This window comes from Microbacterium sp. ZW T5_45 (genome assembly GCF_044987415.1).
Taxonomy (GTDB): domain Bacteria; phylum Actinomycetota; class Actinomycetes; order Actinomycetales; family Microbacteriaceae; genus Microbacterium.
In genome coordinates this window covers 1-23,793 of sequence record NZ_JBJDRJ010000038.1, presented here as the reverse complement: position 1 = coordinate 23,793, position 23,793 = coordinate 1, and the positions used below count along the sequence as shown (strand labels likewise).

The window sequence follows — 23,793 nt, the reverse complement described above, 5'->3', positions numbered from 1 at the left end:
TCGAAGGGTTAGATCTCGTCGATCGAGGCGGCCTCGAAGCGGCTGGAGATGTTGATTCCGAGCTCCTCCGCTGCGCGGAAGGCCTCATCGTCGGTGTCGCGGAGGTTGACCAGCGTGCCGTCTGCCGAGAGGACCTCGACGTTCAGGCAGAGCGACTGCATCTCCTTCATGAGCACCTTGAAGGACTCGGGGATGCCGGGCTCCTGGATGTTCTCGCCCTTGACGATCGCCTCGTACACCTTGACGCGGCCGAGGATGTCGTCGGACTTGATCGTGAGGAGCTCCTGGAGCGCGTACGCGGCGCCATAGGCCTCGAGGGCCCACACCTCCATCTCACCGAAGCGCTGTCCACCGAACTGCGCCTTACCACCGAGCGGCTGCTGGGTGATCATCGAGTACGGACCCGTCGAACGCGCGTGGATCTTGTCGTCGACCAGGTGGTGCAGCTTCAGGATGTACATGTAGCCCACCGAGATCGGCGCCGGGAACGGCTCACCCGAGCGACCGTCGAACAGCTGCGTCTTGCCGCTCGAGTCGATCAGGCGGACGCCGTCGCGGGTCGGGAGGGTCGAGTCGAGGAGACCCTCGATCTCCTCCTGGTGAGCACCGTCGAACACCGGGGTCGCGACCTTGGTGTACGGGGCGGCCTCGAAGGCGTCCGCGGGGAGCTTGGACGCCCACTCCGGGGTGCCCTCGATCTTCCAGCCCTGTGCGGCGATCCATCCGAGGTGGGTCTCGAGCACCTGGCCGTAGTTCATGCGACCGGGGATGCCGAGCGGGTTCAGGACCACGTCGACCGGGGTGCCGTCCGCGAGGAAGGGCATGTCCTCGATCGGGAGGATCTTGGCGATGACACCCTTGTTTCCGTGACGTCCGGCGAGCTTGTCGCCCTCGGTGATCTTGCGCTTCTGGGCGATGTAGACCACGACGCGGCGGTTGACACCGGAGCCGAGCTCGTCGTCGCCGTCCTCGGCGTTGAACTCCTTGACCGCGATGATCGTGCCCTGCTCACCGTGAGGCACCTTCAGAGAGGTGTCACGGACCTCGCGGCTCTTCTCGTTGAAGATCGCGCGGAGCAGGCGCTCCTCGGCGGACAGCTCGGTCTCACCCTTCGGCGTGACCTTGCCGACGAGGATGTCGCCGGGGCGGACCTCGGCGCCGATGCGGATGATGCCGCGCTCGTCGAGATCCTTCAGCAGCTCCGGGCTGACGTTGGGGAGGTCACGGGTGATCTCCTCCTTGCCGAGCTTCGTGTCACGAGCGTCGACCTCGTACTCCTCGATGTGGATCGAGGAGAGGGTGTCGTCCTTCACCAGGTTCTGGCTGAGGATGATCGCGTCCTCGAAGTTGTAGCCCTCCCACGTCATGAACGCCACGAGGAGGTTCTTGCCGAGGGCCAGCTCGCCGTCCTGGGTCGCGGGGCCGTCGGCGATGACCTCGCCGGCCTCCACACGCTCGCCGGCGTTGACCACGACGCGCTGGTTGTACGACGTGCCCTGGTTCGAGCGGTCGAACTTGCGCAGGTAGAACTCCTGCGTGCCGCCCTCGTCGAGCATGACGGTGACACGGTCGGCGGAGACCTCGGTGACGACACCGGGCTTCTCGGCGGTGATCACGTCACCCGCGTCGATGGCGGTGTAGCCCTCCATACCGGTTCCGACGAGCGGCGAGTCGCTGCGCAGCAGCGGCACGGCCTGACGCTGCATGTTGGCGCCCATGAGCGCGCGCTGCGCGTCATCGTGCTCGAGGAACGGCACGAGCGAGGTCGCGACCGACACCATCTGGCGCGGGGAGACGTCGATGTAGCCGATCTCCTCGGGAAGGAACACGTCGACCTCACCGCTGCCGCCCTTCGGGCGAGCGAGGACGTGACTCTCGCGGAACCGGCCGTCCTTGTCGAGCGGCGCGTTCGCCTGAGCGATGTTGAAGTCGATCTCCTCGGAGGCGGTGAGGTAGTCGATCTGGTCGGTGACGACGCCACCGGTGACCTTGCGGTACGGGGTCTCGATGAAACCGAAGGAGTTGATGCGCGCAAAGGTCGCGAGAGCACCGATCAGACCGATGTTCGGGCCTTCCGGGGTCTCGATCGGGCACATGCGGCCGTAGTGCGAGGGGTGCACGTCACGGACCTCGACGCCGGCGCGGTCGCGGCTCAGACCACCGGGGCCGAGGGCCGAGAGGCGGCGCTTGTTGGTCAGACCCGCGAGCGGGTTGTTCTGGTCCATGAACTGCGACAGCTGCGACGTTCCGAAGAACTCCTTGATCGCGGCGACGACGGGGCGCACGTTGATCAGGGTCTGCGGCGTGATGGCCTCGATGTCCTGCGTGGTCATGCGCTCGCGGACGACGCGCTCCATGCGGGACAGACCCGTGCGGACCTGGTTCTGGATCAGCTCGCCGACCGCGCGAATGCGACGGTTGCCGAAGTTGTCGATGTCATCGGTGGCGATGCGGATCTCGGCCTGCTTGCCACCACGGATGCCGTCGAAGGTCTCGACGCCCGCGTGGATGCGGACCAGGTACTTGATCGTCGCGACGATGTCGTCGACGGTCAGGACCGAGTCGCTGAGCGCCGCGTCGAGTCCGAGCTTGTGGTTGATCTTGTAGCGACCCACCTTCGCGAGGTCGTAGCGCTTCGGGTTGAAGTAGAAGTTGTCCAGCAGCGCGCGGGCGGCCTCGGCGGCGACCTGCTCGCCCGGACGCAGCTTGCGGTAGATGTCGCGGAGCGCGTCTTCCTTGGTGACGATGGTGTCCTTCGCCAGGGTCTCCTCGATCGAGGGGAAGCCGGCGAACTCGGCGAGGATCTCCTCGCTCGTGAGCCCCAGGGCCTTGAGGAACACGGTCACGGACTGCTTGCGCTTGCGGTCGATGCGCACGCCGACCTGGTCGCGCTTGTCGATCTCGAACTCGAGCCATGCACCACGGCTCGGGATCACGCGCGCCGACACGATGTCCTTGTCGGACGTCTTGTCGGGGGTCTTGTCGAAGTAGACGCCCGGGGAGCGGACGAGCTGCGACACGACGACGCGCTCGGAGCCGTTGATGATGAACGTGCCCTTGTCGGTCTGCAGGGGGAAGTCGCCCATGAAGACCGTCTGGGTCTTGATCTCACCGGTGAGGTGGTTCATGAACTCGGCCTCGACGTAGAGCGGGGCCGCGTACGTCTTGCCGCGCTCCTTGCACTCCTCGATCGAGTACTTCTCGGGCTCGAGGTAGGGGTTCGTGAACGAGAGCTGCATCGTCTCGCCGAGGTCCTCGATCGGGGAGATCTCCTCGAAGATCTCGCCGAGACCGGAGATCTCGTTGACGTCGGTGCGACCCTCGGCCTTCGCGGCGGCGACGCGGGCCTTCCAGGCGTCGTTGCCGACGAGCCAGCCGAACGACTCGGTCTGCAGAGCGAGCAGATCGGGGACCGTCAGCGTGTCGGAGATCTTCGCGAACGAGAGGCGGGATGCTCCGCGTCCGTTCTTGGTGGTGGTGGATGTGGATGCGTTGGGAGCAGCAGCCAAGGGAATAACCTCCGTGAGCCCCGCAGGGCTTCTCGATTCCTTTGTCGTCAGGTGGAGTGCGCACTCAGAAGCTCAACGAATGCCGACCACCATATGAGGGCACGGAGAAGCGAGCGCAACTACCAACTATAGACACGAATCTGCGACATGGCAAGTCAAATCCTTGACCAATTCCGGATGCTGCGGTATTGACCGCGCGCGGCGTGGCAGGCGCACACACCGGGCACTCTCCAGGTCACCGGGTTAGGCTCTGCGCCATGCGCCGATCCCCTGGCAGAAACCACCGCTCGACCGTCGCCCGGCATGCGGATCTGCCCTCGCCGTCTCGGTTGTCCGTCGCCCTCAAACTCGCCGGGGCGGCGCTGGCCGTGGTCCTCGTCTCGGCCGTCGCCGTGGGCGGATTCGTGATCGCCGACCTGGTGAACCGGGCAGGAGCAGGCGCGGTGACGCTCGAGGGCGCGCCAGAGGTCGCCCCGCCGGCCCTCGGCGCCTACCCCGACGACAAGGCGTTCAACCTGCTCGTGGTCGGGACCGACGAGTGCGGCGAGATCACCACCGCGCTCCTCGGTGAGCGCTGCGAGGAGGCCGACGACGGTTCGAGAAACGATGTCAACCTGCTCGTGCACGTCTCGGCGGCGCCGCGAGCGGTGACAGCGGTCTCGTTCCCCCGTGACCTCATGGTCGAGGTTCCCGGGTGCACGCGCGACGACGGCTCCACGGCATCCGGCATGTCGAAGGCGGCGCTCAACTCCGTCTACGACCATGCGGGAATCTCGTGCATCGCCAAGACGATCACGGAGCTCAGCGGGATCCCGATCGAGTTCGCCGCCAAGATCAGCTTCGACGGCGTGATCGAGATCACGGACGCGATCGGCGGCGTCGAAGTGTGTGTGAGCGGGGACGGCATCCACGACTCCCAGGCCGGCATCGACTTGGATCCCGGCAGCCATACCGTCTCGGGTGCGGACGCACTCGCTTTCATCCGCACGCGGCACGGGGTCGGCGATGAGAGCGATCTCGCGCGCATCTCGAACCAGCAGCTGTACATGTCGCGACTGGCGAAGAAGATCCTGAGCTCCGAAACGCTCTCCGACCCCTCAAAGGTGCTGCGGCTCGCGAACACCGTCGCCGACAACATCGTGCCGAGCACAGAGCTCAGCAATCCGCTCACCCTCGCGCAGTTGGCGCTCGCGCTGAAGGACGTCGAGTTCACCGACTTCGTGTTCGTGCAGTACCCGAACCTCGACGACCCGGACAACCCCGGAGTGAAGGTCGTGCCGAACGAGGACGCGGCCGCTCCCCTCTGGGAGGCGCTGCTCGCCGGCGACCCGATCCAGCTGTCGGGAGACGTCGCGACCAACGCGGGTGTCGAGCTCGTCACGCCGGAGCCCTCCGAGGTGCCGGCGGATCCGGACACGACGACGGAGACCACCGCCCCCACCGAGATCGCGACGCCCGAGGTCCGGGCGACCCTGCCGCCGGAGATCTCGGGACAGACCGTCGCGCAGGAGACCTGCTCCGTGGGCCGCGGCTGACCGCGTACGCTCGAGCCATGGGCAGGACTCGAGCACGTGACACCGAGCATCCGCAGGCGCGACTCGACCACGGCGGCATCGCCCGCATCGTGCCCTCGGAGTTCACCAGCGGCTTCGAGCTCATCGTCGACGACACCCCGCAGTCGCACGTCGATCTGAACGACCCGACGCACCTGCACTTCGAATACATCGTGCGCATGGGCGCCGTGATCGACCAGCTCCCGGACGGCCCGATCACGGCCGTGCATCTCGGAGCCGGAGCCCTCACGATCCCGCGCTACGTCGAGGCGACGCGACCGGGTTCGCGCCAGCAGGTCATCGAGCTCGAGGCCTCGCTCGCCGCACTCGTGAAGGAGCACCTGCCGCTCCCCCGCGGCGCGGCGATCCGGATGCGCATCGGCGACGCGCGGGCCGGGGTGCAGAAGCTGCCGCCCGCGCTCGTCGGCGCCTGCGATCTCGTCGTCTCGGACGTGTACTCCGGAGCCCAGACCCCCTCCCATCTCACCAGCGTCGAGTTCTATCGCGAGCTCCGTGCGCTGCTGAGTCCGACCGGAGTGCTGCTGGTGAACGTCGCCGACGGCCCCGGGCTCGCCTTCGCGCGTCGCCAGGCGGCGACCATCGCCGAGGTGCTGCCCGAGATCGCCGTGCTCGCCGACACCCAGGTGCTCAAGGGGCGCCGCTTCGGCAACCTCGTGATCGCGGCATCCGCTTCTCCCCTGCCGACCGAATGGCTGCCGCGCCTGCTCGCGGCCGGCCCGCACCCCGCGAAGATCGCCCAGGGTGCCGAGGTCGCCTCGTTCATCCAGGGGTCGCGGATCGTGACCGATGCGGATGCCGTCGCCTCGCCGCGTCCCGACGCCTCGCTGTTCCTGCGCTGAGCGTCTCGCCGCGATCCGGATGCCGGACAACGGGGCGTGCCGCCGCGACGTCGGCCGCCGCAGCAGGCAGACTGGTCTGCGGGGCGCTGCGGAAGGAGAGCAATGAGTTTCATCCAGGGATACGACCCGGAGACCCTCCGCGAACTGGTCGATCTCGACGAATGCGCTGCCCGGCTCGAAGAGATCGAGAACCAACGCAGTCTTCCCGCCCTTCTCGAGCGCGTCTGGCTGCTCAAAGTGCTCGGTCGTCTCGACGAGGCTCTCGCACTCGCGGACGAGACCGTACGGCAGGCCCGCATGGCCGGAACCCGCAAGGACGTGCTGCGTGCGCGCGTGCTGCATGCGACCGTGCTGCAGTTCCGGGGCGCGCACGCCGCCGCCGAGCAGGAACTGACCACGTGCGCGAGTGAAGCGGAAGGGCAGCGGTGGATCTCGATCGCCGCCTTCGCTCATCAGCACCACGGCAAGAACGCCTACGAGGCGGGCGATTTCGAGACCGCGCGCGAGAGCTTCAAGCAGTCCCTCTTCCTGCGCCGCGAAGCCGGTGCGCAGGACCGCGAGCTGGAGACGGCACTCCTCGCGATCGACGCCGTCGAACGCCGCCGAACGACCCAGCTCGTCGCCGGCTGACCCCGGATCCACGACAGCCGGTCGAGAGACGCCGGCGCCCTGCGCGTCATCCCGGTGTCGGTGGGATGGCTTACTCTGAGCGCATGGCGGAACTCGACCGTGTGCGCATCTGGGGTGACGCACTGATCAGGTTGCATCTGGACGACAGCTGGACGTTCGGATTCGACAATGCGAAGCGTCGTGCCGGCCAATGCGACTACGCGAAGAAGCGGATCACAGTGTCGCGCTATCTCGCCGCCCGTTTCGATGACGACGAGATCCATCAGGTGCTGCTGCACGAGGTCGCCCACGCACTCGCCGGGCACAAGGCCGCGCACGGGCCTGTGTGGAAGCGCACAGCGCGTGAGCTCGGCTACGTCGGCGGCACGACGCATCACGGCGAGACCGCGGTGGAGCTCGCGCCCTGGGTCGGCGTGTGCCCCGCGGGTCACTTGACCTATCGGCATCGCCGCCCCACGAGGGCCACCTCGTGCGCGAAGTGCTCGCGGACCTTCGACGATCGGCACCTCTTCACCTGGACGCGGCGCGAGATCACCGCCGACGCCCGGCTGGCGGCGCAGGCTCCGCGCTGACCGCGACGGCTTCAGCGCCGGTCGGTATCGCTCTCGCCCGCGGCCGAATCATCGCGGCTCTTGTCCGAATCATCGTCACTCGCATCGGCCGGTGCGCTTGTCTGTTCGTCATCGCCCGCGTCGGTGTGATCGTCATCGCCCGCGTCGGTGCGGTCGCCACCCCGCTCGTCAGCGACATCATCGTGCGCGTCGGCGGATGCTGCAGCATCCGCCCGTTCTGCCGATCGACGCGCTGCCACCCTGCGCCTGCTCAGGGCAGCGAGCCCGCGCCAGCCCAGCAGGAACGCGCCGAGCACGAGCGTCGCGACGATGATGAAGGGAACCTCGGCGGTGTCGCCGGATGCGAGGCGGAGCAGGATGCCGCCGACCACGGTCACCGCCCAGGCGACGAGACCCCAGCCGATCGACCAGGGCCGACGCGGACGTGAGGGCAGCAGCGCGGACGCCACGTGCCCGACGAGCAGCGCCACGAGGAACGGCCAGGCCGTGGCGAGAAAGCCCGCAGGGTCTTCATCGTGCGACGCCCGACCGATCGCGGCGAAGACCAGCACGAGCACGGCGTCGACGATGAACGCGGGGAGGTACCTCATCCCCCGAGCCTATGTCGCGCCCTGCGGAAAGCCGGGCGTTCCCCCGGCCTGTTGGTCGCCCGAGGGGTGATGCGCCTGGGCGACCGAGCTCAGACGAAGCGCACGAACACCCCGCCGCGCAGCACCGGCACCGTCTCAACGGCATCCAGAACGGCGGCGTCCTCGACGGAGGTCGGCACGACACCCGCGGCCTCCATGCGCGCGGTGGATGCCACCCCCTCGGCGAGCTCGCGGCCCGAGCCGGTCGCCGCCACCAGGTGACGCAGCGCCCGGCGAAAGGGCGCGGAAGCCCTCGGCGGCGACCGCGGCCTCGGGCGCGGTGTGATCGATGCCGAGGTCGGTGAGCGCGGCGACGATCGCCCCGGCGCCGAGCTGGTCCTCCGTCGCGAGCCGCACGACTCCGGCGGCATCCGCCTCGCCGGCGGCGATCACCGCGACCGAGGTCCTCGCCCGTCGTCGCTCCTGCACGGTCTGCACCGCGCGCGCCACGGCCGCGGCGTTGCGGATGCCCCCGAGCAGGACGAGCGCCTCGCTCGCGGCATCCGCCACCGCCGCACCGTTGCGCGACCACGCCAGGGCGTCCGCCAACCCGACCTCGCGTCCGCGGGCCACCTCGTCGGCGACCGTCGACGAGAACCGCAGCACGTCGACGACGATCACGATGTCGGCCGGAGCAAGACGGGCGAGCCCGTCGACGCCCCAGTCGAGGCGGACCTGGTAGGTGGACTGATCGAAGGGCGACGGCATCCTTCCAGCCTAGGCGCGCCCGGTCGTGGGCGCGTTCGGTCGTGGGCGCGCTCGGTCGTGGGCGCGCTCAGTCGGCGGCGAGTGCCTCCACCGGCACCACACGCGTCGCGAGGCGGGTCGGCGTCGCAGCCGCCACGAGGGTGAGAATCGCCGTCGCGACGATGATGAGCACGACCGGCAGCAGCGGCACCTGCGGTGCGACCAGCCCCGCAGGGGTGAACTCCGGCAGCACCGGCACGGACCCGAGCAGCGACTGCGCCGCGATCCAGCCGTAGACCACGCCGAGCACGAGCCCGGTGACGGTCGCGGCGACCGTGATGTGCGTCGCCTCCAGCAGCACCATGCGGCGGATCTGCCCGTTGGACAGACCGATCGAGCGCAGCAGACCCAGTTCCCGTCGGCGCTGGACGACGCCGATCGTCAGCAGGTTGACGAGGCCGACCGCGGCGATCACCGCCGACACGGCCACGAGCACCATCATGATCGAGGCGAACGCGTCGAAGGGCGCGAAGAAGTCGGCGGGCATCTCTCCGGTCTGCGACATCATCAGTCGCTTGGCCGACTCCATCGCGACCGCGAACATCGTCACCAGCGCGACGCCCATGACCACGCCGATCGCCATACGCGAGGACCGCTCCGGGTAGCGCAGGGCGTTCTCGGCGGCGAGGCGCGCCGTCGCCCCCGAGCCGAACATCCGCCCCACCAGCCGCAGCACGGGGGGCATGAACAGCACCGATCCCAGCGCGATGCCGGTGAACGACAGCAGGCCGCCGAAGAACGCGACGATGACCCCGAGGGGCGTGATGAGGCCGATGACCACACCGCCGGCGAGCAGCGCCGCCCCCGTGAGCAGCAGCACCCAGGCGCCGACGTGACGTCCAGGGCGTCCGGAAACCTCCTCGTGTGCGCGCTCGACCGAGCCGCCCAGCGCCTGCAGCGGCGTGACCGTGAGCACCCGTCTGGATCCGACCCAGGCGGCGACCCAGGTGGTGAGCGCGACTCCGACGGCCGGCAGAACGAGGAACGGCTGGGCGAGTGAGAAGCCGACCGGGTCGTTCGCGATGAACTGCGCGCCGATCTGCACGCCTGCGGCGGAGACGCCGAGACCTGCAGCGAGCCCGAGCGTCGCGCCGATGATGCCGACGATGAGTCCCTGGCGGCCGACCTCGGCTCGCTGCGAGCGCGCCGTGGCCCCGATCAAGCGCATCAGCGCGATGCGGCGCGTGCGTCCGGCGATGATCGTCGAGAAGGTGTTCGCCGTGACGATCGCCGCGACGTACATCGCCACGGCGGTGAGCAGCACCGACAGCAGTGCGACGACGAACGCCAGGGTCTCGCTGTCGCCGATGAAGGGGTCGGCCTGCAGCACGGCGCCGATGTACGCGGTGGCCTCGACGAGGATCACGCCGAACGCCGCAGAGAGGGCCGCGACGAGCACGCTCGCTCCCATGCCCCGCTCGCGCAGCCACGCCAGCCGCGGCCCGGTGGATGCCGTCTGCGGGACGACCGCCGCGACGGCGCTCACGCGGCGACCTCCGCGGCGAGCATGTACGCGGAGATCTCCTCGGCGCTGCGCCGGGGGTGGTCGGCGACGATGCGTCCGTCGCCGAGGAACAGCACGCGGTCCGCGTGGCTCGCGGCGATCGCGTCGTGCGTGACCATCGCGATCGACTGCCCGTGCTCGCGGCTCGCCGTGGCGAGAAGCTGCAGCACCTCGCGCCCGGTCTTCGAGTCGAGGTTGCCCGTGGGCTCGTCGGCGAATACGAGATCGGGAGCGGTGGCGAGCGCCCGCGCGATCGCGACGCGCTGCTGCTGGCCGCCGGAGAGCTGATGCGGACGGTGATCGAGACGGGCGCCGAGCCCGAGGGTCTCGACGAGGCCGTCGATGCGGGCCTTCTCGATCGCGCTGGGCCGGCGTCCGTCGAGCTCGAACGGCAGCATGATGTTGCCCAGTGCGGTGAGCGTGGGCACGAGGTTGAACGCCTGGAAGATGAAGCCGACGCGGCGACGGCGCAGGAGCGTCAGATCGAGATCGCCGAGGCCCGTGATCTCGGTGTCGCCGATGAACGCGCGCCCCTCCGTCGGGGTGTCGAGTCCGGCCATGATGTGCATGAGCGTGGACTTGCCCGAACCGGACGGCCCCATGATCGCGGTGAACTGCCCGCGACGGATGCCGACGCTCACGTCGTCGAGCGCGCGCACGGTGCCCTCGCCCGTGCCGTAGGTCTTCTTCAGGTGCTGGACGCGGGCGGCGAGCCCGAGGTCGGTGGTCGTGATCTCCATGTCACCGACGCTATTTCCGGAGCGTCCATGGCCGCGTCGCCCGTCGGACTCATCCGTCTACATCTGCAGGATGATCCGCCGTCATCCGAACCGAGGAGCCGGTCAGGCCAGGCCGTGCTCGAATGCGAAGACGACCAGCTGCACCCGGTCGCGCAGCGCGAGCTTCGCGAGGATCCGGCTCACATGCGTCTTCACCGTCGCTTCGCTGAGATACTCCCGCGCCGCGATCTCGGCGTTGGACAGTCCGCGGGCGGCGAGGGCGAAGATCTCGCGCTCGCGCTCGGTGAGATCGCCGTACTGCGCGGGAACCGGGGTGGGCGCCGGCGCGAAGTGCGCGAACAGATCCCGCGTGGCGGATGCCGCGATCACGCTCGACCCCGAGTGCACGGTGCGGATCGCCGCGAGCAGGAACTCGGGATCGGCGTCCTTGAGCAGGAAGCCGCTCGCGCCCTGGCGGATCGCCCTGGCCGCGGCCTCGTCGAGGTCGAAGGTGGTGAGCATGACGATGCGCGGCGGATCCGGCTGCGCGAGGATCTCGGCCGTGGCGGTGAGGCCGTCCATCACCGGCATCCGGATGTCCATCAGCACGACGTCGGGACGGCTGGTCCGCACGACGTCGAGCGCCTCGCGCCCGTCGCCCGCCTCGCCCACGACCTCGAGGTCGGGTTGAGATGCGACGAGCATGCGGATGCCGGCGCGGAACAGCGCCTGATCGTCGACGAGAACGACCCGAATCATGCGGTACCTCCGATCGGCAGCGAAGCCCGGACGACGAACGTGCCCGCGTCCTCCTCCGCCGCCTGAAGGCTACCGCCGACGAGCTGGGCGCGCTCGCGCATGCCGATGAGACCGTGCCCGCCGCTCGTCGTGCCCTGGCGCTCGGCGACGGCGTTGCTCACCCGCACGTCGACCCGGTCGTCGAGCCAGGCGAGGTGCACGTCTACGGTGCCGTCGCCGTGCCGGATCGCATTGGTCAGCGCTTCCTGCAGGATCCGGTAGACCGCGAGCTGGATCGCTCCCGGCGGCTCCCCCGGGGGCATCGGGTCGACCGTGATCCGCGGCTCGACCCCCGCCTGACGCACCTGGGCGAACAGGCTCTCGAGATCGGCGAGCGTCGGCTGCGGGCCGTCGCCCTGGCGGTGCCGCAGCTGGGTGAGCAGCAGGCGCACATCGGAGAGCGCGCTGCGCGCGGTCTGGCCGATCGTGGTCAGCGCCTCGGTCGCGAGCTCGGGTGCGGTCGCAGCGGCGTAGCGTGCCCCGTCGGCCTGGGCGATCACCACGGCGAGAGAGTGCGCGACGATGTCATGCATGTCCCGGGCGATCCGCACACGCTCCTGTTCTTCGGCGGCGAGCAGTTCGGCCTGGGCGCGAGCGACCTGCGTCTCGCGCCCGTTGAGGAACACCCGCCACAGCAGACCGACGCCCCACGACATGACCATCGTGAGCACGAACACCGAGGCCATGAGGGCGCCGATCAGCGCGGCGCGCATGGCGCTCGCGGCATCCGTGAGCAGCTCACCCGAGCCGACGAGCGCGAAGTACAGACCGCCGATGAGGCCCCCGCCGAGCGCGGACGCCCCGCCGATCCAGAGCAGCCGTCTGGTGCCCCATGCCGCTGTTGCGAAGAGCACGATGAGGATCGCCGCGTCGCCCGCGTTGGGTGGGAGGCCTGCACCCATCTGGATGACGGCTCCCACCCACGCGATGATCAGGGCGAGCCGAGGCGAGAGCCGGCTGATCGCCGCCGCGCCCCAGAGCACGACGGCGACGATGATGTTCAGGACGACGGCGACGGGTCCGTCCCCCAGCCACGTGCTCGAGAACGCGCCGTACATCGCCAGCGAGAGCGGCGTGGTCACGGCGAAGCCGACCACGGCGCCGATGATGTCGACGACGAGCCAGGCACGGGAGACGGAGCGGAACACCCCTCCCACGCTACGCGGCAGCTCGGCGCCCAGCATCCATCTGCGGATGTATCCGCCGGGCGTCAGGCGCGCGCGATGATCTCACCGTGCGGCACGAGATACCAGCCGTCGCCGTCATCGGCCCAGCGGCGCCACGCCTCGCTGATCTGCTCGAGCTCGGCCCGGGTCGCCATCTCCGATGCCAGCAGCTGACGGGTCAGGGCCGACTGCAGGATCCGGTCGGCCCACATCCCGCCCCACCACGCGCGCTCCTCCGGTGTCGCGTAGCACCAGGTGGATGCCGTCGCGGTGACGTCCGTGAAGCCCGCGGCCCGAGCCCAGCCGAGCAGGCGACGACCCGCATCCGGCTCTCCCCCGTTGGCGCGTGCGGCCGCGCGGTAGAGGTCGAGCCAGCGATCGAGTTCGGGCAGCACGGGGAACCAGATGAACCCGGCGTAGTCCGCATCGCGGGCCGCGACCACGCCGCCGGGCCTCGTCACGCGCCGCATCTCGCGCAGAGCCTGCACGGGGTCGGCCACATGCTGCAGCACCTGGTGCGTGTGGACGATGTCGAACGTGTCATCCGCGAAGCTCAGCCCGTGCACGTCCTCGATCGAGAAGTCGATGTTCGACACACCCCGCGCCACGGACAGCTCACGAGAGAGCGAGAGCGCGTTCTCGTCGATCTCCGTGGCGGTCACGTGTGCGACATGCTCGGCGAACTCGACCGTGATCGTGCCCGGCCCCGCGCCGACGTCGAGCAGCCGGGCGTCGGCGGCGAGGTGCGCCCGAAGGTACTCCGCCGAGTTCGCGATGGTGCGGGAGGTGTGCGAGCGGAGGACGGACTCGTGGTGCCCGTGCGTGTAGATGGCCATGCTCCAGTCTGGCACCCGGACGCGGCGCCGCCGTTCAGCGCAGCTCGGCGGCCAGACGCCGGATGCTCTCGCGGTCGGGCTTGCCCGACGCCAGGATCGCGAGTTCGTCTACGAGCACGAGCCGTGCCGGGCGCGCGTGCCTGCCGACCTCCGCGGCGACCGCTGCGCGCGCCTGCTCCAGCTGCTCGATCTCGCTGCGCCGCAGCGCCTCTCCGCGCTCGACGACGATCACGGATGCCTCCCCCCAGCGGTCGTCGTCGATTCCGACGACCACGGCTCCGGTGAGACCGGGGATCCGTCGGACGATGCGCTCGACCCGATCGAGCGAGATGTTGATCCCTCCTGAGACGATCACGTTGTCGGCCCGCCCGTGCACGCGCACGATGCCGTCGTCGACCACACCCAGATCTCCCGTCCGGTACCAGCGGATGCCGTGCTCGTCCCGCACGAAGACGCGGCTGCTCAACGTCTCATCGCCGAGGTACCCGTCCGCGAGCATGGGACCGGCGATGCGGAGCTCACCGTCGACCGCTCGAACGGCTGCCGTGTCGAGCGGGATGCCGTCGTAGACGCATCCGCCACTCGTCTCGCTCGACCCGTAGGTGCGCACCAGGCGGACCCCGAGATCCGCGGCGCGTTCCCGCAACGGCTCGGGAAGCGCCTGGCCGCCGACGAGGATCGCCTGATAGGCGCGCAGCGCCTCCCGCACGGATCGCCCCTCCGCCGCGAGCAGCGTCGACAGCTGCGCGGGGACCAGCGAGGTCAGCCGCGGAACGTCTTCTGAGATCATCCGTCGTGTCGCCGCGACGAACGACTCGGGCGAGAACCGTCCCTCGATCTCCACCGGCTCCGTACCCGCGAGGATCGACCGCACGAGAACCTGCAGTCCCGCGACGTATCCCGTCGGCAGTGCCAGCAACCAGCGACCGCTGCCGATCCGGCCGGCCGTCGCCTCGGCGCTCGCGCGCAGGGCGACGCCGCTGAGAGCGACGCGCTTCGGGATGCCGCTCGACCCCGAGGTCGCGATCACCACGGCGGTGCCGGCGGGCACCCACTCCGGCGTCTCGCCGAGCATCCCGAAGCCGAGGGCCGGTCCGCCGTCGAACGCTCGGCTCAGAGCCTCTCGCAGTTCCGCCGTCGAGAGGGAGTCTCCGGATCCCAGTGCGACCATCGGTTGCCGCTCAGAAGTGGTAGGGGAAGGACGACCAGTCGGGGGCGCGCTTCTCGAGGAACGAGTCCCGGCCCTCGACGGCCTCGTCGGTGCCGTACGCGAGACGCGTGGCCTCGCCGGCGAAGACCTGCTGCCCGACGAGTCCGTCGTCGACGGCGTTGAATGCGAACTTGAGCATGCGGATCGCCGTGGGCGACTTCGTCAGCACGGTGCGGGCCATCTTCAGCGCCTCGCGCTCGAGTTCGGCGTGCGGCACCACCCGGTTCACGGCGCCGGTCTCATAGGCGCGCTGCGCCGAGTACTCCTCGGCGAGGAAGAAGACCTCTCGTGCGAACTTCTGCCCGGTCTGGCGAGCCATGTACGCGGAACCGTAGCCGGCGTCGAAGCTGCCGACGTCGGCATCCGTCTGCTTGAACCGGGCATGCTCCGCCGAGGCGATGGAGAGGTCGCAGACGACGTGCAGCGAGTGTCCGCCGCCGGCCGCCCAGCCGGGGACGACCGCGATGACGACCTTGGGCATGAAGCGGATGAGCCGCTGCACCTCGAGGATGTGCAGCCGTCCGGCGCGCGCAGGGTCGGCGACGGCGTCGTCCTGTTCCGAGTACTTGTAGCCGTCGCGGCCGCGGATGCGCTGATCACCGCCCGAGCAGAAGGCCCAGCCGCCGTCCTTGGGACTCGGCCCGTTGCCGGTGAGCAGCACGGCGCCGATGCGCGGGTCCTGGCGGGCGATGTCGAGGGCGCGATACAGCTCGTCGACCGTGTGCGGGCGGAACGCGTTGCGCACCTCGGGCCGGTCGAACGCGATGCGGGCGACGCCGCCGTCGTGCGTGACGTGCGCGGTGATGTCGGTGTAGTCCTCGGCGCCGGGCGCGAGCACCCACTCCGCCGGGTCGAAGATGTCGGAGACCATGGAACCACCCTATTTCCTGTGGCATCCGAGATCCGGTCAGCCGACTCGCCGCGCTTTGCGCCAGCCGTCGATCGCGTCCCAGGCCGCGATGCCGATGACGATCGCTCCCGCCAGCACCGCCAGTATCCGGAAGACCCCGCCTTCGTCTGCGGCCCCGGTGTCGCCCGCGGCGAAGCCTGCGCCCCCTGCGTCGGCGACGAAGCCGAGGAAGTCGGGGTTCACGAGCAGGCCCGTGACGAGCAGAGCGGTGGTGCCCGCGGCGAAGACGGCCGCTATCGCGGTGTTGGCAGCAGCGAGCGCATACGTCCACCGACCGCGGCGGTACACGAGGACAGCCACGGTCGCCTCGGCAGCCATGAGGAGGAGCATCGCGAGGGCACCCCACGGCCACAGGGACGGGTTCAAGACAGGGATCGGCTCTGCACCGGTCGGGAAGAAGCCGCGGAATCGATCCCACAGCACCGCCCCCGCGGTGAGGGCGAGGAGCACGATGGTGGCGATCAGATCGGAACGTCCGGTCGTGCGCTCGGTCGGCTCGGGAAGCATGTCGACGTTCCAGATCAGCCCGGTGCCCGTGCCGGCTCGTTCTAGTGCGACGAACACCACGGTCACCCAGAAGCACAGGTGGACGATGACCGAGATGACCACCGCGATCGTCTGTCCGATGATCTCGCCCACGGGAGCGTGCGAGATCGCGAGGCCGAGCGCAACTGCCCCGCCGACCGAAGTCGGCACGATCCACAGCAGCAGTACCAGCAGACGCCACCACGTCAGGTAGTAGGCCGGACCGATCAGATGCAGCGGTCGCTCGGCGTAACTCGCGGCAAGGATGCCGGGGTCGCCCAGCTCAGTGAGCACCGCTCGTTCGGCCTCGCTCGGAGTCTCGCCGCGTTCGATCCGCGCCTCGATGGCGTCGGAGATCGACGCTTCGAGCTCGCTGCGGACATCGTCCTGTGTGACGGGCTTCAGGCTCTTGACTGCGGCGGCGACGTATCGCTCGGTCAGGGTGCTCGACATATCAGTTCTCCTCTTCGGTGCCGGAGGTGAGAGAGGCAATCGCGCCGGTGAGCGCGAGCCACTCCTCGGTGAGGGTGTCGGCGAGGCGGATGCCGTCGCCGGACGTGCGATAGAACTTGCGCGGCCTGGCCTCGTCGGTGTTCCACTCGCTCGTGAGGTAGCCCTGCTTCTCGAGGCGGCGCAGCAGCGGATACAGGGTGTTCGCGTCGGTGCGGAATCCGTGGGCCTCGAGCTGTTCGAGCAGCCCGTAGCCGTAGCCCGCCACGCGGAGCAGATGCAGACAGGCCAGCACAACAGTGCCGCGCCGCAGCTCTTGCAGGTGGGTATCGAGCGTCTCGTCCATGTCGATCACATTACTGTGTGTCACACACTATAGTCAATCGCCCATATTCGTGCGGCATCCCTCATGAGCGGGGCAACGCCGACGCGTTCGGCCTGACCTGCTCGCTGTGACGACAGGAGCACAATGGGGGCATGATCCCGGCACTCGAAGACCTCCTCTCCACCGCCCGCGTCGTCTCTCTGCCGATGACGACGCGCTTCCGCGGTGTGGACGCGCGTGAAGCCCTCCTGTTCGAAGGACCGGAGGGCTGGGCCGAATTCTCACCGTTCGTCGAATACGACGATGCTGAGGCCGCGACCTGGCTCGCCGCAGCGGTGGATTTCGCGTGGCACCCGCAACCTGCCCCTCTGCGCGATCGCATCCCAGTGAACGCGACCGTGCCGGCTGTCGATGCCGCGCGTGTTCCCGAGGTGCTCTCGCGCTTCGCCGGATGCCGGACCGCTAAGGTCAAGGTCGCCGAGCCCGGTCAGTCCCTCGCCGATGACATCGCGCGCGTGCGGGCCGTGCGTGAGGCCATGGGTGCGGAGGGGCGCATCCGCGTCGACGCGAACGGCCTCTGGAACATCGACGAGGCCGAGCACGCCGTGCACGCCCTCGCCGAGTTCGACCTGGAGTACGTCGAGCAGCCCTGCGCGAGCGTCGACGAGCTCGCAGATCTGCGACGTCGCGTGAAGTACATGGGCATCCCCATCGCCGCCGACGAGAGCGTGCGCAAGTCATCGGATCCGCTCGCCGTCGCCCGCGCCGGAGCGGCCGACCTGCTGGTCGTGAAGGCCCAGCCGCTCGGCGGCGTGACCCACGCGCTGCAGATCGTCACGGCGGCGGGGCTGCCGGTCGTCGTCTCCAGCGCCCTCGACACCGCGATCGGCCTGTCGCAGGGAGCCACGCTGGCGGCGGCTCTGCCCGAGCTCGACTACGACTGCGGGCTGGGCACGTCCGCGCTCTTCCGCGAGGACGTCGCCGACATGCGGCCGAGCAACGGCTCGATCGACGCGTCGCGAGTGGCGCCGGATGCCGCGGCGCTCACCCGTCTCGCGGCCGCCGACGACCGCCGGGAGTGGTGGCTCGAGCGGCTGCGCCGTTGCCATGCGCTGCTGACGCTGACCTGATCCGACGGCGGACCGCCGCAGACACAGGATTCAGGACTCGAGCAGGAGCTCCACGAGACGGCCGAGCTCGGTGCTCCCCGCTCGACGGAGTTGCGCCTCGTCGTACCCGGCCATCGCGCTGCGGACCGTCATGCCCTCCCACACGATCATGAGCATGCGCGCAGCCTCCTCCGCCGGTAACAGCAGACGAAGCTTCCCGGCCTCGACGATGTCGGTGACGATCCGTGCGATGCTCGCGACCATCTCCCGCTCCTGCACGAGGTAGGCGGCACCGAACGCGGCATCGCGCAGGGCACGGATGCGGATCTCGCTCATCAGCATCACTCCGAGACGGTCGTCGCTGCCCGAGTCCATCACCTTCTGCAGCAGATCGGTGGGATCGCATCCCTCCACGAGCCCGCCCTCGGCCGTGATCTCGTCGACCCGATCGCGCACCGCGGTGACGCGGGCATCGGCCACGGTCGCCGCGAGCATGAGGAACAGCTCGTCCTTGGACTCGAAGTTCGAGTAGAAGGCTCCGCGCGTGAAGCCCGCACGCTCGCAGACGGCCTCGACCGAGGCACCCTCCAGGCCGACCTCGGCGAACACCTGGCGCGCCGCCTCGACCAGTCGGGCTCGGGTGTTCTCGCGACTGCGCGTTGCGGATGCCGTCATCGGTCCATCATCCCCCTCGATCGCGGCCCGGGACTCACACCGGGCGCACAGACTCTGCTGCACGAATGCCCCTACGATACAGGTGTGTATCGGATACATCTGTGTATCCGCCGAAATCCTCGAAGGAGTTCCGTGTCCACACTGCTGTCCTCGCTCGGACGCTGGTCGTTCCGGCACCCGTGGCGCGTGCTCGTCTCCTGGCTGATCGTCCTCGGCATCGCCGGCACCGGCGCGCTGGTGTTGGGACAGGGCACCGACAACACGTTCTCGATCCCCGGCACCGAATCGCAGGCCGGCCTCGAGCAGCTCTCGCGCTCCTTCCCGCAGGTCAGCGGCACGAACGCCCAGTTCATCGTGGTCGCCGCCGACGGAGATGAGGTCACCGACGACGAGTACCGCGAGCACATCGAGGACGCCGTCGGCGACCTCGCGAGGGTCAAGGGAGTGCTCGCCACCACCTCGCCCTTCGACGACACCGTCAGCGGCATGATCAACGAGGACGAGACGGCCGCCATCGTGCGGATGCAGTTCGACGGACAGTCGACCGACGTGTCCGACGAGACGAAGGACGAGCTGCGGGCGGTCGTGACCGACCTGTCCGATGAGCTGCCGGCCGGAGCGCAGACCGCACTCGGCGGTGACCTGTTCGCGACTTCGATCCCCGGCGTGACGCTCACCGAAGCCGTCGGTCTGCTCATCGCCCTGATCGTGCTGATCGTGACCTTCCGCTCGTTCGTCGTCGCGGGCCTCCCTCTGCTCACCGCCATCCTCGGCGTGGGCATCTCGATGGCGGGCATCTTCGCCGCGACCGCGTTCGCCACGGTCTCCTCGACCACGCCGCTGCTCGCCCTCATGCTCGGACTCGCCGTCGGCATCGACTACGCGCTGTTCATCATGGCGCGGCATCAGGATCAGGTCCGGGCCGGCGAAGACCCCGAGGACTCGGCATCCCGCGCGGTCGGCACCGCGGGGTCAGCCGTGGTGTTCGCCGGGATCACCGTGCTCATCGCCCTGATCGGGCTCGGGTTCGCGGGGATCCCCTTCCTCACGACCATGGGCGTGGCGGCATCCGTGGCCGTCGCGATCGCCGTCGCGATCGCCGTGACGCTCACTCCCGCACTGCTGGGCTTCATGAAGGGTCGGATCGTCGGACGCCCGCGGCGGCAGAGCCGACCGGCCGAGGACGGCACGCGCCGACCCGCCAGACGGACGTTCAGCGAGCGGTGGGTAACGGGAGTGACGAAGCGCCCGATCCTCGTCTCGCTCGCCGTCGTGATCGGTCTCGGCATCGTCGCCGTCCCCGCGCTCAGCCTGAACCTCGCCCTCCCGAACGCCGGAGTGCTGCCGAAGGGCGATGAAGCGCGCCAGAGCTACGACCTCGTCGGCGAGGAATTCGGGCCCGGGTTCAACGGACCGCTGATCCTCACCGGCACGATCATCACCTCGACCGATCCGCTGGGCCTCATGGAGGACCTCGGCGATGCCGTGGCGAAGATCGACGGCGTCAAAGAGGTCGCCCTCGCCACCCCGAACGAGACCGCCGACACCGGGATCGTCCAGATCGTCCCCGAGACGGCGCCCGACGATCCGGCGACCGCCGACCTCGTGCGCGAGCTGCGCTCCCACCACGACGAGTGGCTCGACGAGTTCGGCATCGACCTGAAGGTCACCGGGTTCACGGCCGTCGCGATCGACATCTCCGATCAGCTCGGCAGTGCCCTGCTCCCCTTCGGCATCTTCGTGATCGGCCTGTCGCTGATCCTGCTGACCATCGTGTTCCGCTCGCTCTGGGTGCCGATCACCGCTGCGCTCGGATACCTGCTCTCGATCGTCGCGGCGTTCGGCGTCGTCGGCGCCGTGTTCGAGTGGGGCTGGTTCGCCGACGCGCTCCACGTCGCCAAGGTGGGGCCGATCATCAGCTTCATGCCGATCGTGCTCATGGGCGTGCTGTTCGGCCTCGCGATGGACTATCAGGTCTTCCTCGTCTCGCGCATGCGGGAGGACTTCGTGCACGACCCCGCCCTTCGGCAGGCTCAGGGCCCCAGTTCCGCGGATCGTGCGACCCGACGGGCCGCGGCTCTGCGCGCCGTGCGCAGCGGCTTCAGCGGTTCGGCGAAGGTCGTCACGGCCGCCGGTGTCATCATGTTCGCCGTCTTCGTGGCCTTCGTACCCGAGGGCGACTCCTCCCTCAAGCCGATCGCCCTGGGGCTCGCCTCGGGCATCGCGATCGATGCGTTCCTCGTGCGGATGACCCTGATCCCCGCGCTCATGGCGATCCTCGGAGAGCGCGCGTGGGAGCTCCCCCGGTGGGTCGAGCGGATCCTGCCGAGCGTCGACATCGAGGGCGAGGCCGTGGAGCGCGAACGCCACCTCGCCGAGTGGCCGGGCGACGGGTCCGTCGTCGCTGCCGATCGGCTGGTGGTGGCGGATGCCGGGATCGACGGTCTGCATCTGCGCGTCTCCCCTGGCGGCTCCGCGGTCCTCACCGGGGCTCCGTCCCGATCGCTTCGCGCGCTCGCACTCGCGCTCGCCGGCCGAGTCACCCCGGACGACGGCCTGCTCCGCGTCGCCGGACACCTGCTGCCGGGTCGGGCCGTGTGGGTGCGGGCGCACGTCGGCGTGGTGCTCGTCTCGGATGCCGCCGACGCGGCATCCGATCTCCGCGAGGCGCTGCGCGGCGATCCCTCGCTCGTCGTGATCGACGGCGTCGAACGTCTGTCCGCTCCCGCGCGCGATCAGCTGACCGCGGAGCTGCGGGACGCGGATGCCGGCACCGCCGTGGTGCTCACCTCTGCGGACCCCGACGCCGCGGTCGACATCCTCCGCTCGGTCGGCCGCCGAGCACCGTCGATCGTCGATGTCGCCGACTCCCGCACTCCTTCCTTCGCAGACTCCTCCGAGGTGACCGCATGACCCTCCCCATCGAGCGCGCACGCTCGCGCAAGCCCATCACCTGGTTGACGCTCCTCGGCGTTCTCCTGCTGCCCGCAGCCGTCGGCGGCGTGCTCGTCACCGCGCTGCAGAACCCCACCGACCGACTCGACGAGATGACGGCCGCGATCGTCAACCTCGACGAGGCGGTGACGATCGACGGGCAGCTCACGCCTCTCGGTCGCCAGCTGGCGTCTGGGCTGGTCGAGGGGTCCGATGATCTCGACTCGAACCTCACCTGGGTGATCTCCAACGAAGAGGATGCCGAAGACGGTCTCGCCGACGGCACCTATCAGGCGGTCATCACCATCCCCGAGGACTTCTCCGCCGCGGCCACGTCGGCGGGCCAGGCGATCTCCGCGGGCGGCGGCGAAGCCGTGGACCAGGTCCAGCAGGCGACCATCCAGGTCACCACTCCCCCGGACGGACTCGTCGCCGACGACCTCATCACCTCGCAGGTCGCCTCGGCGGCCAGTTCGACGCTCGGTTCGATGCTGAGCGAGGCCACGATGAGCAACGTCTTCCTCGGCTTTACGACCCTGGGCGACCAGATCGGCGATGCCGCCGACGGTGCCGATCAGCTCGCGACGGGTGCGACGGATGCCGCGACCGGAGCGGCCGCGATCCCCGAGGGAGCCACCCAGCTCGCCACCGGCGCCACGGCTCTAGGAACGGGGGCGACAGAGCTCGCGACCGGACTCGACACGATCGCTGCGACGACCCGGCAGGTCGCCGACGGCGCGACGCAGCTCGGCAGCGGGCTGCTCGGCGGGGCGACGACGCTCGAACAGAATCAGACCGGGGTCACTGAGCTCGTCGGCGGCATCCAGCTCGCGGCCGCGAATGCGAGCACGGCGGCGAACAAGAACGTCGAACTGGCCACGGCTCTGGGCGGGATGGCCGCAACCTGTGATCGCACCGTCACCGACAACAACTGCGACCAGCTCGCTGCTCTCGCGACGACGGCGGCGGACGCGGCCGGGGCCGCGGGCATGGCGTCGGGCATTCTGAACGACAAGAAGCTCAGCACCGGCGTCGCCGCGCTTCCCGACAGCTTCACGAGCCTCTCGACGAACATGCGGGACGCGGGCACGGCCGCCTCGTCGATCGCCGCGGGTCTCAACCAGCTGGCGACGGACGGCATCGACGCCTCGTCCGAGGGCGCGACCGCTCTGGCGAGCGGGGCGACGCAGCTGGCCGACGGTGCGACGCAGCTGAGCGACGGCGCGACCGAGCTCTCGACAGGGCTGGACTCCCTCGCGAGCGGAACCACCGAGCTCGCGAGCGGGCTGCACACGGCATCCGATTCCCTCCCCTCGTTCAGTGACCAGGAGTCGGAGTCGCTGGCGACGGTTCTCGCCGACCCGGTGACGAGCGATGCCTCGGCCGACACGATCTTCGGTCCGACCGCGATCCCGCTGCTCGCCGCGGTCGTGCTGTGGTTCGGCGGGCTCGCCTCGTTCATCGTGATGCGGGCGTTCACGGCGAACACGCTGACCTCGCGGCGTCCGTCCGCCGCCCTCGCGCTGCGCGCGTTCGCCCCCGCGGCCGCGATCGGTGCGGGTCAGGGACTGCTGGTCTCGCTGATCGTGCAGATCGTCGCGAGCTACGACGCGGCGACCTGGTGGGGCTTCGCGGGAACAGCCGTGCTCGCGGGGGTCGTGTTCGCGGCGGTGAACCAGGCACTCGTGGCGCTGTTCGGCGGCGTCGGCCGCTGGATCTCGGCGCTCATCGGCGTGCTGGCGGTGGCGACGGGGCTCATCTCGACCGTGCCCGACTGGCTCGCCGGGATCGGCGCCGCTCTGCCGACGGAGCCGGCGTTCACCGGGCTGATCGCCGCGGACGGTGCCGCGGCCGCTGCGCTCGTGGTTTGGGGAGGTCTCTCCCTGATCGCCACGACCCTCGCGGTCACGTTCCGCCGCACCACCTCGACGAGGGCCGTGCTCGCTGCCGCCTGAGGCCCACGCTTCGGCGCGAGACCGACACGTCCTCGTGAGACCGACGCACACTGGGGTGACCCGGTTTTGGTGGAGTCTTGTTCTCGGGTGATTTTGATGAACGAACGAGATAGGCCGCGGGCGCGGCGTGCGGGTGAGCACTATTCGATGGAAGAGCGTTCCGCGGCAGTCAAGCTT

General features: G+C 69.5%; 20 protein-coding genes. 7 read left to right on the top strand and 13 right to left on the bottom strand.

The window, feature by feature from the left end; translation table 11 throughout:
• Nucleotides 1–8: 8 nt before the first annotated feature.
• The gene (locus ACI3KS_RS16170) at nt 9–3,509 is read right to left on the bottom strand and encodes a DNA-directed RNA polymerase subunit beta (protein ID WP_404919568.1); all 3,501 of its coding nucleotides are present in this window, start codon (nt 3,507–3,509) and stop codon (nt 9–11) included.
• Between the two features lie 257 nt (nt 3,510–3,766).
• Here ACI3KS_RS16170 and ACI3KS_RS16165 point away from each other — a divergent pair, with 257 nt between their 5' ends.
• The 4 genes from ACI3KS_RS16165 (at nt 3,767) to ACI3KS_RS16150 (ending at nt 7,124) form a co-directional block, all read left to right on the top strand.
• The gene (locus ACI3KS_RS16165) at nt 3,767–5,044 is read left to right on the top strand and encodes an LCP family protein (RefSeq protein ID WP_404919567.1); all 1,278 of its coding nucleotides are present in this window, start codon (nt 3,767–3,769) and stop codon (nt 5,042–5,044) included.
• A 17-nt stretch (nt 5,045–5,061) separates the two neighbouring features.
• Nucleotides 5,062–5,922, top strand: a complete 861-nt coding sequence (locus ACI3KS_RS16160; protein ID WP_404919566.1) for a spermidine synthase — start codon at nt 5,062–5,064, stop codon at nt 5,920–5,922.
• A gap of 102 nt (nt 5,923–6,024) precedes the next feature.
• Nucleotides 6,025–6,552, top strand: a complete 528-nt coding sequence (locus ACI3KS_RS16155) for a hypothetical protein (protein WP_404919565.1) — start codon at nt 6,025–6,027, stop codon at nt 6,550–6,552.
• 83 nt (nt 6,553–6,635) lie between these two features.
• Nucleotides 6,636–7,124: a SprT-like domain-containing protein gene (locus ACI3KS_RS16150; RefSeq protein WP_404919564.1), complete on the top strand. Its 489-nt coding sequence runs from the start codon at nt 6,636–6,638 to the stop codon at nt 7,122–7,124.
• An 11-nt stretch (nt 7,125–7,135) separates the two neighbouring features.
• Here the strand turns inward: ACI3KS_RS16150 and ACI3KS_RS16145 are convergent, their stop codons facing one another.
• From ACI3KS_RS16145 to ACI3KS_RS16095, 11 genes are all read right to left on the bottom strand, one after another.
• Nucleotides 7,136–7,714 (bottom strand): DUF3054 domain-containing protein, encoded by a 579-nt coding sequence (locus ACI3KS_RS16145; protein WP_404919563.1) that lies wholly within the window; start codon nt 7,712–7,714, stop codon nt 7,136–7,138.
• A gap of 135 nt (nt 7,715–7,849) precedes the next feature.
• Nucleotides 7,850–8,461 (bottom strand): phosphosulfolactate phosphohydrolase, encoded by a 612-nt coding sequence (locus tag ACI3KS_RS16140; RefSeq protein WP_404919562.1) that lies wholly within the window; start codon nt 8,459–8,461, stop codon nt 7,850–7,852.
• A 67-nt stretch (nt 8,462–8,528) separates the two neighbouring features.
• Nucleotides 8,529–9,986, bottom strand: a complete 1,458-nt coding sequence (locus tag ACI3KS_RS16135; RefSeq protein ID WP_404919561.1) for an FtsX-like permease family protein — start codon at nt 9,984–9,986, stop codon at nt 8,529–8,531.
• The gene (locus ACI3KS_RS16130; RefSeq protein WP_404919560.1) at nt 9,983–10,744 is read right to left on the bottom strand and encodes an ABC transporter ATP-binding protein; all 762 of its coding nucleotides are present in this window, start codon (nt 10,742–10,744) and stop codon (nt 9,983–9,985) included. Before ACI3KS_RS16130 ends, ACI3KS_RS16135 begins: the two co-directional genes overlap by 4 nt.
• A gap of 102 nt (nt 10,745–10,846) precedes the next feature.
• The gene (locus tag ACI3KS_RS16125) at nt 10,847–11,482 is read right to left on the bottom strand and encodes a response regulator (RefSeq protein WP_404919559.1); all 636 of its coding nucleotides are present in this window, start codon (nt 11,480–11,482) and stop codon (nt 10,847–10,849) included.
• The gene (locus ACI3KS_RS16120) at nt 11,479–12,669 is read right to left on the bottom strand and encodes a sensor histidine kinase (protein ID WP_404919558.1); all 1,191 of its coding nucleotides are present in this window, start codon (nt 12,667–12,669) and stop codon (nt 11,479–11,481) included. Before ACI3KS_RS16120 ends, ACI3KS_RS16125 begins: the two co-directional genes overlap by 4 nt.
• Nucleotides 12,670–12,731: 62 nt before the next feature.
• Nucleotides 12,732–13,523, bottom strand: coding sequence for a class I SAM-dependent methyltransferase (locus ACI3KS_RS16115; protein ID WP_404919557.1), 792 nt, complete (start codon nt 13,521–13,523; stop codon nt 12,732–12,734).
• A gap of 34 nt (nt 13,524–13,557) precedes the next feature.
• A complete protein-coding gene (locus ACI3KS_RS16110) occupies nt 13,558–14,694 on the bottom strand; it encodes an AMP-binding protein (protein ID WP_404919556.1) in 1,137 nt (378 codons plus the stop codon).
• Between the two features lie 10 nt (nt 14,695–14,704).
• The gene (locus ACI3KS_RS16105; RefSeq protein ID WP_404919555.1) at nt 14,705–15,604 is read right to left on the bottom strand and encodes a 1,4-dihydroxy-2-naphthoyl-CoA synthase; all 900 of its coding nucleotides are present in this window, start codon (nt 15,602–15,604) and stop codon (nt 14,705–14,707) included.
• Nucleotides 15,605–15,640: 36 nt separating this feature from the next.
• The gene (locus ACI3KS_RS16100) at nt 15,641–16,621 is read right to left on the bottom strand and encodes a permease prefix domain 1-containing protein (protein WP_404919554.1); all 981 of its coding nucleotides are present in this window, start codon (nt 16,619–16,621) and stop codon (nt 15,641–15,643) included.
• Between the two features lies 1 nt (nt 16,622).
• On the bottom strand, nt 16,623–16,964 hold the full coding sequence (locus ACI3KS_RS16095) for a PadR family transcriptional regulator (RefSeq protein ID WP_404919582.1): 342 nt from the start codon (nt 16,962–16,964) through the stop codon (nt 16,623–16,625).
• 131 nt (nt 16,965–17,095) lie between these two features.
• On the opposite strand from ACI3KS_RS16095, the gene ACI3KS_RS16090 reads away from it, so the two are divergent.
• Nucleotides 17,096–18,073, top strand: a complete 978-nt coding sequence (locus tag ACI3KS_RS16090) for an o-succinylbenzoate synthase (RefSeq protein ID WP_404919553.1) — start codon at nt 17,096–17,098, stop codon at nt 18,071–18,073.
• A 30-nt stretch (nt 18,074–18,103) separates the two neighbouring features.
• Here ACI3KS_RS16090 and ACI3KS_RS16085 read toward each other — a convergent pair whose 3' ends face one another.
• A complete protein-coding gene (locus ACI3KS_RS16085) occupies nt 18,104–18,727 on the bottom strand; it encodes a TetR/AcrR family transcriptional regulator (protein ID WP_404919552.1) in 624 nt (207 codons plus the stop codon).
• 132 nt (nt 18,728–18,859) lie between these two features.
• On the opposite strand from ACI3KS_RS16085, the gene ACI3KS_RS16080 reads away from it, so the two are divergent.
• Complete coding sequence (locus ACI3KS_RS16080) at nt 18,860–21,640, top strand: efflux RND transporter permease subunit (protein ID WP_404919551.1); 2,781 nt, start codon at nt 18,860–18,862, stop codon at nt 21,638–21,640.
• Nucleotides 21,637–23,616, top strand: coding sequence for a YhgE/Pip family protein (locus ACI3KS_RS16075; RefSeq protein ID WP_404919550.1), 1,980 nt, complete (start codon nt 21,637–21,639; stop codon nt 23,614–23,616). The genes ACI3KS_RS16080 and ACI3KS_RS16075 overlap by 4 nt, the downstream gene beginning before the upstream one ends.
• The last annotated feature ends 177 nt before the right edge of the window (nt 23,617–23,793 follow it).

Coding starts and splice junctions, on each gene's coding strand:
- ACI3KS_RS16115 (WP_404919557.1), bottom strand. CDS start 13,523: ATGGCCATCTACACGCACGGGCACCACGAGTCCGTCCTCCGCTCGCAC.
- ACI3KS_RS16130 (WP_404919560.1), bottom strand. CDS start 10,744: ATGGAGATCACGACCACCGACCTCGGGCTCGCCGCCCGCGTCCAGCAC.
- ACI3KS_RS16165 (WP_404919567.1), top strand. CDS start 3,767: ATGCGCCGATCCCCTGGCAGAAACCACCGCTCGACCGTCGCCCGGCAT.
- ACI3KS_RS16160 (WP_404919566.1), top strand. CDS start 5,062: ATGGGCAGGACTCGAGCACGTGACACCGAGCATCCGCAGGCGCGACTC.
- ACI3KS_RS16100 (WP_404919554.1), bottom strand. CDS start 16,621: ATGTCGAGCACCCTGACCGAGCGATACGTCGCCGCCGCAGTCAAGAGC.
- ACI3KS_RS16075 (WP_404919550.1), top strand. CDS start 21,637: ATGACCCTCCCCATCGAGCGCGCACGCTCGCGCAAGCCCATCACCTGG.
- ACI3KS_RS16090 (WP_404919553.1), top strand. CDS start 17,096: ATGATCCCGGCACTCGAAGACCTCCTCTCCACCGCCCGCGTCGTCTCT.
- ACI3KS_RS16085 (WP_404919552.1), bottom strand. CDS start 18,727: ATGACGGCATCCGCAACGCGCAGTCGCGAGAACACCCGAGCCCGACTG.
- ACI3KS_RS16095 (WP_404919582.1), bottom strand. CDS start 16,964: ATGGACGAGACGCTCGATACCCACCTGCAAGAGCTGCGGCGCGGCACT.
- ACI3KS_RS16105 (WP_404919555.1), bottom strand. CDS start 15,604: ATGGTCTCCGACATCTTCGACCCGGCGGAGTGGGTGCTCGCGCCCGGC.
- ACI3KS_RS16145 (WP_404919563.1), bottom strand. CDS start 7,714: ATGAGGTACCTCCCCGCGTTCATCGTCGACGCCGTGCTCGTGCTGGTC.
- ACI3KS_RS16110 (WP_404919556.1), bottom strand. CDS start 14,694: ATGGTCGCACTGGGATCCGGAGACTCCCTCTCGACGGCGGAACTGCGA.
- ACI3KS_RS16125 (WP_404919559.1), bottom strand. CDS start 11,482: ATGATTCGGGTCGTTCTCGTCGACGATCAGGCGCTGTTCCGCGCCGGC.
- ACI3KS_RS16140 (WP_404919562.1), bottom strand. CDS start 8,461: ATGCCGTCGCCCTTCGATCAGTCCACCTACCAGGTCCGCCTCGACTGG.
- ACI3KS_RS16155 (WP_404919565.1), top strand. CDS start 6,025: ATGAGTTTCATCCAGGGATACGACCCGGAGACCCTCCGCGAACTGGTC.
- ACI3KS_RS16150 (WP_404919564.1), top strand. CDS start 6,636: ATGGCGGAACTCGACCGTGTGCGCATCTGGGGTGACGCACTGATCAGG.